The organism is Flagellimonas pacifica, from assembly GCF_900215465.1.
GTDB classification, from domain to species: domain Bacteria; phylum Bacteroidota; class Bacteroidia; order Flavobacteriales; family Flavobacteriaceae; genus Flagellimonas; species Flagellimonas pacifica.
On the sequence record NZ_OBEH01000002.1, the window covers coordinates 686036 to 698713 of the forward strand.

The 12678-nt window shown below is 40.7% G+C and carries 10 protein-coding genes; 1 reads left to right on the forward strand and 9 read right to left on the reverse strand.

The features are described 5' to 3' along the window. Genes CRO15_RS08745 through CRO15_RS08765 form a run of 5 tightly spaced genes read right to left on the reverse strand, consistent with a single transcriptional unit; the run spans position 1 to position 4533 of the window. The gene (locus CRO15_RS08745) at positions 1–696 is read right to left on the reverse strand and encodes a nitrate reductase cytochrome c-type subunit (protein WP_097045415.1); all 696 of its coding nucleotides are present in this window, start codon (positions 694–696) and stop codon (positions 1–3) included. 1 nt (position 697) lies between these two features. Next, positions 698–3028, reverse strand: coding sequence for a molybdopterin-dependent oxidoreductase (locus CRO15_RS08750; RefSeq protein ID WP_097045416.1), 2331 nt, complete (start codon positions 3026–3028; stop codon positions 698–700). Between the two features lies 1 nt (position 3029). Further along, the gene (locus CRO15_RS08755) at positions 3030–3269 is read right to left on the reverse strand and encodes a chaperone NapD (RefSeq protein ID WP_097045417.1); all 240 of its coding nucleotides are present in this window, start codon (positions 3267–3269) and stop codon (positions 3030–3032) included. A 2-nt stretch (positions 3270–3271) separates the two neighbouring features. Further along, positions 3272–4300, reverse strand: coding sequence for an alginate export family protein (locus CRO15_RS08760; protein WP_097045418.1), 1029 nt, complete (start codon positions 4298–4300; stop codon positions 3272–3274). Further along, entirely contained in the window at positions 4279–4533 is a 255-nt protein-coding gene (locus CRO15_RS08765; RefSeq protein WP_133067238.1) for a hypothetical protein, read from the reverse strand. Before CRO15_RS08765 ends, CRO15_RS08760 begins: the two co-directional genes overlap by 22 nt. A 254-nt stretch (positions 4534–4787) precedes the next feature. On the opposite strand from CRO15_RS08765, the gene CRO15_RS08770 reads away from it, so the two are divergent. Next, positions 4788–6608: a pyruvate kinase gene (locus tag CRO15_RS08770; RefSeq protein WP_097045420.1), complete on the forward strand. Its 1821-nt coding sequence runs from the start codon at positions 4788–4790 to the stop codon at positions 6606–6608. A gap of 57 nt (positions 6609–6665) precedes the next feature. Here CRO15_RS08770 and CRO15_RS08775 read toward each other — a convergent pair whose 3' ends face one another. From CRO15_RS08775 to CRO15_RS08790, 4 genes are read right to left on the reverse strand one after another with little or no spacing between them, the layout of a single operon-like run. After that, positions 6666–7349 carry an ion channel gene (locus CRO15_RS08775; protein ID WP_097045421.1) on the reverse strand — a complete coding sequence of 228 codons (684 nt, stop codon included), beginning with the start codon at positions 7347–7349 and terminating at the stop codon, positions 6666–6668. Continuing rightward, positions 7342–8448 (reverse strand): adenylate/guanylate cyclase domain-containing protein, encoded by a 1107-nt coding sequence (locus CRO15_RS08780; protein ID WP_243396935.1) that lies wholly within the window; start codon positions 8446–8448, stop codon positions 7342–7344. Before CRO15_RS08780 ends, CRO15_RS08775 begins: the two co-directional genes overlap by 8 nt. Then, positions 8441–11554, reverse strand: coding sequence for an efflux RND transporter permease subunit (locus CRO15_RS08785; RefSeq protein ID WP_097045422.1), 3114 nt, complete (start codon positions 11552–11554; stop codon positions 8441–8443). The genes CRO15_RS08780 and CRO15_RS08785 overlap by 8 nt, the downstream gene beginning before the upstream one ends. A gap of 21 nt (positions 11555–11575) precedes the next feature. Then, the gene (locus CRO15_RS08790; RefSeq protein WP_097045423.1) at positions 11576–12661 is read right to left on the reverse strand and encodes an efflux RND transporter periplasmic adaptor subunit; all 1086 of its coding nucleotides are present in this window, start codon (positions 12659–12661) and stop codon (positions 11576–11578) included. Positions 12662–12678: the final 17 nt, after the last annotated feature.

Here is a 12678-nt window from a genome sequence, read left to right on the forward strand (position 1 = left end):
TCATTTTAAATTGGTGTTGGCCCTTACGAACAGTTCTACATTTTGTACTTCTTGCGCTTTAGGCACATGACATTGTCTACAGTTGATACGTTCGGGATGATCTATCCAAAGTTCTTTTACGGCTGCAGGTCCTGCATGGCATGAAAGGCAGTTCTCCCGCATCTGCAATTGATGTGGAATGGCCGGGGGACTTCCCGGCAAAGCATTATTGACTCCTACTTCGGGGGCTGGTTTCTTATAAAAATTGGTAGCCACAAAGGTGGATTTCGTTTGTTGTTCTACATGGCACTGCTTGCAATTGATCATTTCAGGATGGGGCGTAACCGGTGCGTAGGCATTGAACTTTTCCACAAAGCCTCCATTTTGATGACATTGCAAACAAATATTACTTCCCATTCCCAGTTTTTCCTTCACTGGATGTGGAATACTGGGAGGTGCTCCGGGATATGCCCTATTATTATAATAGGTATCCAAAGTTCTTTGGTGGTTTTCATCCACAGGCATGTTGAGATAATCCAAGGCATACCCAGATCGTTCAAAAACTTTTTTCTCAGAAGGAATAACAAGTATATCACTAGCCTCATGAATGGGAATGTAGGCTTCTTCCAGACCTTGATAGTAGCTATAGGTCCAGTTTGCCAAAAACCCAATGAACAAAAGGGCAAAAACCAATAAGATGCCGACTCTTTTTTTCATCCTAGGCTTTTTCAACTTTTACAGCACATTTTTTATAGTCCGGTTCTTTGGAAATGGGACAGAATGAATCCAAGGTGATATCATTGATGAGCATATTTTCATCAAAAAAGGGCACAAACACCTGCATGGGTGCTGGTACGCCCCTTTCATTGACCGAAGCGGGCAGGGTAATTTCACCTCTTCGCGTAGTGAGCTTTACGTTGTCACCTGTACGAATCTGCATTCGTTTAGCATCATCTGGGTGCAATTCTACATAGGCGTGTGGCATGGCTTGATGCAACACAGGAATCCGTCTTGTCATAGATCCTGTATGCCAATGCTCCACTACCCTACCTGTGCCCAACCAATATGGGAATTCTGTATCTGGTTCTTCCGCAGCGGGTTCGTATGGCCGTTGCCAAATAATTGCCTTTCCGTCTTTCTTTCCATAAAAATGGAAGTCCTTTCCATTGGAACAAGCGGGGTCGTATTTAGCATTGAAGCGCCATTTGGTCTCCTTTCCATCCACATACGGCCACATGGCACCAGATTGGGATTTCAGCACTTCCAGAGGGGCCATATTGTGCTTTTTGTTGTCGTGATGTCTTCTGTATTCGGTATAAATTTCCTCAATATGGGTTTCGTCCTTATAATAGAATTGTTTTTCGTAACCCATGCGTTTTGCCACTTCAATGAGTTGCATGGTATCACTCATGGCTTCACCGGGTGGCTCCACCATTTGCTCAAAATATTGAGTGCGGCGTTCCGAATTGCCATACATACCTTCTCGTTCCACCCACATGGCCGAGGGTAGAATTACATCTGCTATATCGGTTGTTGGAGTTGGATAGATGTCTGAAACCACAATAAAACGGCCTTCCTTTTTGGCACCATCACGGTATCTTTTCAGTTTGGGCATGGTCACCATGGGATTTGTGACCTGAATCCACATAAATCGGATATCGCCTCGATCCAAAGCCCGGAACATTTCTACAGTATGGTAAGTGGGTTTTGATGGAATATTTTCAACAGGAACGTCCCAGATTTTAGCAGCAAACTCTCGATGCTCTTTATTCATAACTACTCCGTGAGGTAGTTTATGGGTCAAAGTTCCCACTTCCCGCACCGTTCCGCAGGCACTGGGTTGGCCTGTTAAAGAGAAAGGACTATTACCGGGACTTGAAATTTTTCCTGTAAGCAAATGGATATTGTACACCAAATTGTTTACCCAGGTACCTCTGGAATGTTGGTTCATTCCCATACACCAAAAGGACATCACCTTCTTGTTGGGATTACCAAAGTGCGCTGCTAGGTATTTGATGTCTTTTACTGAAACTCCTGTTAGTTTGGAAACTTTTTCAGGGGTATAATCCTCTAAAAATGCTTTGTAATCTTCAAAACTTATGGATTCTGGTTTGTCCGTGAATTTATAATTGTCTTCAAGACCATATCCCATATTGGTCAAACCTTTGCTGAAATTGCAATGTTCTTCCACAAAGGCTTTGTTCATCCAACCATTGTTGATGATCTCGTAACAGATAGCATTAGCTACCGCCAGATCGGTCTGCGGATTAAAAATGATGGACTTATCCGCAGCCATGCTGGTTCTTGTAGTTCGTGTAGCGAAATCAATGATTTTTACGCCTCGCTTTAAGCGTTGGTCCAATAGTCTGGAGAACAAGACCGGATGCATTTCAGCCATATTATTGCCCCACAAGACAAAAGTATCGGCATGATCAATATCCTCATAGCAGCCCATGGGTTCATCCAATCCGAAGGAGGTCAAAAAACCGGTAACCGCTGTTGCCATACATAAACGGGCATTGGCTTCAACATTATTAGTTCCGATACATCCTTTAAAAAGTTTTGATGCTACATAACCATCTGGTATGGTCCACTGACCAGATCCATAAATGGATACTGCATCCTTGCCATGGTCTTTGATGGTTTCTTGCATTTTGGAAGCGACCAAATCCAATGCTTCTTTCATTGAAGTTTGTACGTACCTTCCATTCTTTTTGACCAAAGGTTTTGTCAATCGGTCCTTCCCATACATCGCCATAATGGAATGGTAGCCCTTTACACAGCATAACCCTTTGTTCACTGGTGATTTTGGGTCGCCTTTTACGGCTATTGCTTTTCCATTTTCAGTTCCAATGAGCACACCGCAGCCTACACCACAGAAACGGCAAGGTGCTTTCTTCCAGTCAAGGTTGGCTCCAGCTGGTATTCCTTTTTCTTGTTCCTTGGCAAAGATGATTCCCGGGAACATGCTAGCGGCAGCTGTCATTGCCGACAACATGGCCATTTTTTTAATAAAATCGCGCCTATTGGTGTGTACGGATTGATACATACTATGTATTTTTTGGAGTGTCAAAGCCTGACACCATGGCCATCAACTTTATATCACTTATTTGTTCTAAATTTTCCTTAAGTATTTCCTCCTCCTGTTTTGAGTTCGTCTCGGTGACCAAGATCAATACTTCTTCGTTTTCTGCAGGTAATACTTCACAATGCTCCATATTGGACAGTTTTTGTGCCAGTTGATCTTTTTTTCCTTCTGATGGATGTACTAAATAACTTTTTATCGGCATGGCTACTGTTCAAGATTTGTTTGAAATAACGTCGGTTTGATGGTCACCATGACCCAACCCCAATAATTGGTGTTATCGTCAAAATTGTTCTTTAGGAATTCCATTCCTTCGGAAGCAAATAAATGGGAATATCCGGCTTTGATGTTGACATCCTTTTTGAAATTATAGTTGAGGACGAAATCTGCTTCTACCCCCAACTGTTTGGAATCGGTTGTTACTAAATCAGCAGCAGCAGAAAAATTATGGATACGTCCACTGAGGGAGGTCTTTTCTCCTAATCCAATTACAGAACCTACATATACATCCAAAAGTCCCACATTACCGGCGTGGTTGCCTACATAAAAGTAATCCATGAGTCCGTTGAACTTATGGTTGGTTCCGTAAAATGGTGTAAAGGCCTTATTTTCACCGTTGGATGGTGCTCCATTATCATTGCCACTTATCAGTTCACCCCCAAGAATCAAAGACCATTTAGGCTCCACTTTATAACTAGCTTCCAGTGCCAGTAAATAAGCACTTAGGTCATTGTTGCCAACATCTTTTCCAAATTGATAATAGAGGCTGGCCCTCCAACCCAGCTTTTCTTCGGAGCTTTTAAGATGAGTTCCGATAGTCTGACTGAATCTTGTTTCACTGTTATCTGTGTTTAGAGCATCAATAAATTGTAGCCCATTGTTCAAGAAAAGAAAACTGGCAGATACCCCTTCCCAGTCTTGATGAAACCACCCATATTGTATGCTCTTATAGGTATTGGTTGTGAGTATATTATTTAGGTTGGCTTCGCCATCTTGATTGAAAGCTGCCCCCAAATGAAAACCAAAGTCATCTTTTTTGTATTTCAACACCGCTGCATCATGGCTTCTAGCTTGCTGTGCCCAAGCCACACCGCCAAAAATTCGTTGGTCATCATAGTTGAGCACTTGTCTTCCCATTTTTACTGAAAATTCTGGAGAAAACAATAATTCACCCCAAGCTTGGTGTACGCCAAATCCATTACGATCAGCCCGATTCAATTGTGGGACATCTCCCATACCCGAATATCCTGGACACTCAAATAGAAATTCAAATATTCATTTTTATAGCCCGCATTTAATCGTGTACGCTGTGAGACAAAAGCGGAAGGATCAGCATTATCGGGGAAAAGCGATTGAAAACCGTGTCGAAACTCAAAACGAGGTCGTAATTCTGCATCAACCTTGACTTGCGCATGTGCAGCAAGTACTGTAAACAAAACCAAAAACGAACATATTCTTATACGTTTCATTTGGCTGGAGGTTGAAGATTGTGATGATTTGTTTGAATTTACAAAATTTTTGTAGAAAAATTCCATCAAGGTTGAAATATTTAGGGTTTATAACTTGACTGGGAATTTCCGATTTAAAAGAAACCCAAAACATGACAAACGTCATGTTTTGTTGAATAGGTTTATGTATACTGGTGCTATTCCAAATAGAAGGAATCTATAAATAGAATGTATTTTTATACGTAACAAGGATTTTACTCTTTCAATCTTGATAAATGGAAATAAAAACAGAAAAAATAAACGAGATAATCTCCCAGATTGAAGCCATCTTAGAAGCTATTCACAAATCAGAACCAAATTATAAAGGTTTTTTGGAACGGGTAAACCCGGTATACGTAAAAAGCGCTAGAAATCTTGTACACTATACCACATTTAGAGCATTTGATTTAAGAACTACCCAAAAAAGATTAAAAAATATTGCGCTAACTCGACTCTCAAAAGCTGGAGGGCATCTAAAATCTAGCTTGTTGAAGACAAGGTATATTTTATATAGTTTGCTTGGCGAGCCCCCTACTTCAAATGGCAAGGCTGGTCTTTCCATAAAGAATGGCAAAAGGTTATTGACCCGAAACACAAAAGAACTTCTAGGTTATCGTTCCAAGGGACGAAGGGTTCGAATCATGGTAACCCAACCCACAGAAGCGGCTTATGATTACAAAATGGTATCTGACATGGTGAGCAATGGTATGAATTGTGCACGAATCAATTGCGCCCATGATGATCCGGAAATTTGGGGGAAGATCATCGCCAATATTAAAAAAGCTTCTAAGGCATATGGGAAACAGATTAAAATTGCAATGGACCTTGCTGGCCCTAAAATAAGGACAGGGAGCATTACACCTGGACCAAAGGTTAGAAAGTTCGCACCAGATCGTGATGATTCTGGGAACATCATAAGTCCTGCCGAACTCATTTTCGTGCCAGAAATTACAGAAGATTCTGAGCCCAATACCGTACCCGTTACTTTGGAATGGCTCAAAAAATTGAATCTGGGAGATGAATTGAGGCTAACGGACACACGAAACAAATTAAGGCGAATAAAAATTGTAAAAACGGATGGGCTCCAAGTCCATGCTCATTGCTACGAAACTTCATACATCGGAACTGGGACTATCATCCGAAGTAAAAATGGTGCGTTAGAGGATGTTGAGGTAGGTGAACTTCCTCAAATTGAGCAATATATTGTACTTAGAACTGGTGATCTACTAACCATAACCAAAGCGGATGTTGAAGGCAATCCTGCCAAATTTGATGAGGATGGGAAACTAGTTGAAAGTGCAAATATTTCTTGCCAATTACCAGAAGTTTTTGATGGCATAAAAAAGGATGAGGAGGTTCTGTTTGATGATGGGAAAATTGAAGGTCGTATAGAAAACGTATTCAATGACCGTTTTGAAGTGCGTATAACTCGAGCAAAAGAAAAAGGGTCTAAACTTAAGGCTGAGAAAGGAATGAACTTTCCAAATACAAATTTGAATATTAGTGGGCTAACCGCTAAGGACAAAGTGGATTTGGAGTTTATAGCAAAGCATGCAGATATTGTAAATTTTTCCTTTGTGAATTCCAAAAAAGACGTTGAGGAATTGTTGACAGAACTTGAAAAATTGGGCGTAACCAACAAATTGAGCATCATTTTAAAAATAGAGACAAAAGCTGCATTTGATAATTTGACAGAAATACTTCTTACCGCGATGCAAGTGAAATACATTGGTGTAATGATAGCTAGGGGCGATTTGGCCGTAGAAACCGGATGGGATTCTATTGGAAAAGTTCAGGAGGAGATATTGGCCATATGCGAAGCCGCTCACGTTCCAGTAGTCTGGGCAACACAAGTCTTAGAGAATTTCGCAAAAAAGGGACTCCCCTCTAGAGCTGAGATAACAGATGCTACTGCTTCCTTAAAAGCCGAATGTGTAATGTTGAACAAAGGTGCTTATATAAATGAGGTGCTGCAATTACTTAACAACATCCTATCCAACATGGAACGGTTTCACAACAAAAACGATGCAATGTTACCCAAAATGGAAAAAGCATGAATTGCTCCTGAGTTCTTAACCTTCTTTATTCTGGGATTAAAATGTTTTTTCGGACTCTTAAGTATTGTCGGATTCCCGTCCATTACGTTGGCTTATATATTTACCAACCACAGCAGCAGTTATGATAACCAAATAAAACTGTCCCATCAACCCAATTAGAACAGCCGCCTTTTGAGCAAGTGTGGTTATGGGTAAAATATCTCCATAGCCAATAGTAAGAATGGTTATAAAACTATAATAAAGTAGTCTCTCTGTGAGTTGCTCTGGTCCGTTTTCAATAAGAAACAAACCTTGGAAGGATTCTGGATAGGTCATTTCAATACTCAAGCAAATAAAGAAACCCAAAAAACCCAATGAGATATAACCACTTATCAAACCTAAAATCACATTTTTATTGATTTTTTTGATGGACCATACCTGTGTTATGATCTCTAAGGTCACCACAATATAGAATAGGAAAAAAGCGGCCACTTGTAAATAATCATAGACCTTGGTCTCATGTTTTTCGAGCAATGTTGAACCAAATGCAAACAAGGTGACGGCCAAGAGAACCGTGAAAAACCATGTCAGCTTTTTTCTTTTGGAAATCAATACTATCCCGGCGGCTAGATTTACAACAAAAAACAACGGAGCCAGAATTGCCTCGAAAAATATAGGAGGAAAAATTAGAGAACCAAACAGAATTGTGATCTGGCTAAAAAAGAAAATTTCAAATCTGTAACGGTAAAGCTCTTTAACCATAGTGCGCGATGGAATAAATCTTAATTTCTTTCTTTTTTCCTTTCAACAGTACCTCACCGATGGGTTTGGATGAGAAAGTTTCTTTTACTGCCAAATCTTTCAACAGCTTTTCGGACAATAAAAAGTTCACGTTGTGTTTATTACACTCTGCCTGAATTCGTGCCGATGTATTGATGACATCTCCATGGTATGCTAATTCTTTCTTTATAAAACCTACTTCGGCAGCCATTAATGTACCGCCGTGCATTCCGGCCTTAAATTCTGGAAAGACTCCATATTTTCCCAAATAATAAGTGTTTCTCGACGCTCGTTTTACTTCAAAAGCAAAAAAAATCTCTATACAATTACTGTTGGACAATCCTCTTTTGTAAGACCAGCTTAAAACCGCTTCGTCCCCAACGTATTGGTAAATCTCTGCTTCATATTTTAGCACCACTTCATTAAGGTCGAAAAAACAATCTTGTATAAACTGACTGTACTTATGGTGACCCAACTGTTCCGCTATTGCAGTGGAATTTTTTAAATCCAAAAACATAAAAATACGGTCCTCTTCCTTCGGATTGCTATAGGCACCTCTTAACATTTTTAGAAAAACACCACTCCCAAATCGCTCCACCGCGATTTTTAAAGTGGAAAAAACAAGAGATGCAATCAATATGTAAAAAAGCAAGCTCCAGACCACTTTTTCTCGTAGCCACCAGCCCAGTTCAACATCAATTTGAATAGAAGGGAACACCTTGGAAACTATGGTTGCAGTGATGCTGAGGACTGCAATAGTGAAGACAAATTCCGTAAAGGTCTTTACAATCAACATAAGACCTAGACTTAATCGTTTTGAAACAAGTTTGTCAAATAAAAAATCTATGGAAGCGTAAAGCATTCCCAATACAGCTCCCATGGCACTAAAGGATGCCAAGGGTTTTAAAAAGCCAATCGGCCCAGCTATATCATCCATTACGGTAATCCCGTTTTCCTCATCCAGCCCAAAATATCGAAATATGGCAAAACAGGCTAAAGCAGCACTCCAAAAGATTATGGACTGCCATAGTAGATTCAGGTAGCGTTTTAGGTTATGTCCCATAGCAAATGAACTACTCATCCAATAAAGCCTCATTAAACTTATATTCCTTATAACTTACCCTAAAGAGCGCACTGTACAAAGCTGGTATGAACAATAGGGTAATTATGGTTCCAAATAGCAATCCGATCATGATGCTGACAGCCATCCCTTCCCACATTTCGCCTCCACTAAGGTAAAGCGGAATCAATCCCAATACTGTAGTAAAGGTGGCCAACAAAATAGGCCTGAATCTTTGCAGACAAGCCCCGATGACGGCATCCTGCTCGGTTCGGCCCAAGTCCCGCTGTTCAATTTCCATTCGGTCAATAAGCACAATGGCATTGTTAATTACGATTCCAGCCAAAGAAATAACACCTAAAAATGGCATAAAACCAAATGCCTCCTGAAACACCAACAAACCTATAACAACCCCGATCACGGCCAAGGGGATGGTCAATACCACCATGGTCATTTTTCTAAAGGAATTGAATTGAATGATCAATAGCAAAACAATAATGAAGCCTGATATGGGTAGAAAACCAATTACAGAGCCCATGCTTTCCGCTGTACTTTCGGCGTCCCCTCCAAATTTATAGGAATAGAGATCTGACCAGCTAGCAGATTCTTGCTCTAACCATGGGGTAATTTCTGCCGTAATGGCCGAGGCATTGGCTCCTTCACGCAATTCACTGTTTATGTTTATGGTACGGCGTAAGTCCAATCGCTTTATTTTGGAATACTGCCAAGCTGGAACAATGGATGCCACTTGCAACAATGGAACCGTCTTCCCGGAATTTTGCGAATACACATTCAAAGTTTCCAATGATGCCAGAGACTGCTGCTGTGATGCATCACTGCGCATAATAATGGGTATCGATTTATCTTCTTCCCGGTATTCCCCAGTTTGAAATCCATCTAAAACGGTTTGAAGTGAAGTGGCAATGTCTTCACTGGTCACTCCTGCGGTTTGTGCTCTATTCTGGTCAATTTCAATTAGAAATTTTTTGCTCTTCGGACCCCAATCATCCTTTACATTTTTGGTCCCAACAATGCTTGCGAGCTTAAGTTTTATCCGCTCAGAAATTTTAGATAGTTCATCTGGGTCACTACCTGAAACTTTTATTTCTATTGGTACTCCGCCACCACCGGCTCCCAACGCTCCTACTTTGATGTCGGCATTGGCAAAACTATTGAAGGTAAATCTGTCCAATTTCTCAATCATCAAATTGTTTTCATTGAAGGAGGACGTGTTGACCAATATATGTGCATAGTTGGAGTTGGCCTCATCTGGAGAATATCCAAGATCATAAGATTCTGGCCCTTCACCGATATAGGAAGACCAATCGACCACACCTAAACTTCGATCAGTATTGGTTTTGAGCGAATCGGTCATAAATTGCTCGATCCTTTGAACCACTTCGGTTGTGCGTTCAATCTTATTGCCTTCTGGTAGATTGATATCGATGGTGATCATATTTCGGTCACTATCCGGAAAAAAGATAAATGGAATTTTGGTAAAACCATATAGTGATATAAAAAAGGCAATGAATATGGCAATGATGACCTTGTACTTGTTTGCCAAGGCCATCAGAATTAAATTTTTATAATAGCTTTTACATGCGTTGATGATTCTATCAACCAGACTTGGCTTTTTCTCTCCTTTAGGAGCGACTTTGAGGAACAGATAGCAAAACATGGTAATCACGGTAAGGGCAATGATCCATGAAGATGTCAGTGCAATTGTAATCACCACGAAAATTGGCCCAACAATATCGCCCATTGTAGTGGGTGACAAATAAAAGGCCAAAAAGGCTGCAGAAGTGGTAAGTGTTGATATGAGCAAGGGCATCCACAATTCTGAAAATGCCTCTATTGCCGCTTTCTTTTTTTCAACACCTTGTTCCAATTTAACCATGATAGTCTCAGCAACTACAATGGCATTATCCACCAACATACCCAAGGCCATGATCAAAGCAGCCAGAGTAACTTGGTTAAGTCCAATATTCATTAGGCCCATAATCATCAACGTCATTATGGTAACAATTGGGATAAGACTGGCAATGACAAACCCTGTGCGGAACCCTAAAAAAACAAGCATTACAAGCAACACAATGCTAATGGATTGCAAGAGGTTTACGATAAAGTCGCTTACTTTTACATCTATATAAGTGTCCAAAGAAGAAACACGGGTTAATTCCAATCCAACAGGAAGTTGCTTTTCCCAGCTATCCATAACTCCATTTACGGCTTCCCCAAGTGCCACAATATTCTTGTTTTCTTTCAAATTAACATGTAACGAAATAGCATCTCTACCATTGATGCTTACAATTTGTTTGGGAGGGTCAATATAACCTTTGGAAACAGTCGTAATATCGCCTAGTTTTACCAATTGGGTACCATCTCCAACTGTTATCAACATATCTCTGATTGCTTCTACAGAGTCAAAATTTCCTGTAGGCTCCAGTATGATTCTTTCGTCGCCAACGTTTACCTGACCTCCTGAATTGAGAATATTGGTAACGGATATACTCTGTTGTAGTTTGGATGCGGAAAGTCCATATTCCTTAAGTCTCGTATTGTCGAATTCCACAAAAACCCGTTCTTCCTGAACTCCTCCCAATTCTACCTTGGCAGCATCAGGTAATTTTATAAGCTCATCCTTGATGTCATCCGCATATTCTTTCATTTCTGAATACGAATACCCATCTGAGGTCAAGCCTACTACAATTCCATATACGTCCCCAACCCCATCATCATTCAAATTTGGCTTTACCCCATTGGGCAGTCCTTGAATAGCATCGAGTTTTCTACGCAACCGATCCCAAACGGCCTGCATTTTTCCTTTGGGCACTTCATCTTTTAGGGTAACGCTAACAACAGAAAGTCCTGTTCTTGATGTGCTGGTGACCTCATCGAGTTCTGGAAGTTCCTGGGCCACTTTTTCAATTTTATCTGTGACCAATTGTTCAACACGTTCAGGACTGGCCCCCGGAAATGAGGAAACCACGGTTGCCACTCGTATTGTATATGGCGGCATACTATCCCTGGACAACCCAAAATACATGGAGATTCCCAGTAAAACAATTGTTGCCAGCACCATAAAGGTTATCCTGTTCTTTTCAATGGAAAACTTAGCTAAATTCATAGGTTGGTTTTAGTTAGGACACTATTGCAATTTTACCTCTTGGCCATCTAAAAGGGTCTGCAGGCCAGCTGTGGCAATCTTTTGTCCTTTGGTCAATCCAGTGGTTATTTCAAAACCATCAACCGATAGATTGCCAATCACAACGGGATGTTTTTTTACTTTGGTCATATCTCCGCTCTCCTCAATCAAAAACACGAACCTTCCATTACTATCCTCGCCAACCGCATGGGTAGGTACCACTAACCTATTTTCATTTAGTTCATGGTTACCAAAGTCAAAAGCCACATTAGCGGCCATACCACTTTTAATTGCTTCGCTTGGGTCAACAACAGTAGCTCTTACGGGATATGTAGCGGTATTTGAATCTACGGCCGGAGCTACCTCCGTAACCTTAGCCTTGAAAGTTTGGTCCGGTATTGAAGAAAAATCCACTGCAACCTCCATTCCTTCTTGCACTCCATTGATGACACTTTCAGGCAGACCCAGTGAAATTTCCATATCGGTTCCTGAATTAAGAATGGCCACGGCCTGGCCAGCTTGAATATTTTCATCTACCTCTGCTGAGATGGATGCAACGATGCCATCCTCAGGGGCATAAATGTAACCGTAGTTTATTTGGTCTTGTTGAATTTCCACACCTCTTTTTGCTGATTTATAGCTTTCTTCTGCATTTTTGAACGAGTTCTTCGCTGCCTCAAAATCACTTAACGATGTGCTTCCTTTTTCATATAAAGAACGAATCCTATTTAGATTCAATTTGCTGGTATTCATTTGTGATGCCGCACTGTTCAATTGTGTAACGGATTGTTCATAGGCTAGTCTGGCCTGCACATTATCCAATTTTCCCAGCAATTGCCCCTTTTTTACTTTTTGCCCAAGTTTCATGTCAAATTGGGTGATAATACCGGAGCTTCTGAAACTTAAATTGATGATTTTATCGGTACGTGCGGTTCCACTGAAGATTCTGACCCTTTCGCCACCCAGAAATCCTACTTCTTCATATTTGACCGGTCGTAAGAACTTTTCTTCCTTTTTTTGCTCGCCTCCGCAGGATAAAAGCAATCCTGCAAACAAACTGGACAAACTTAATTTTAATATGAATCTCATCTCTAAGTGTTTTTGTC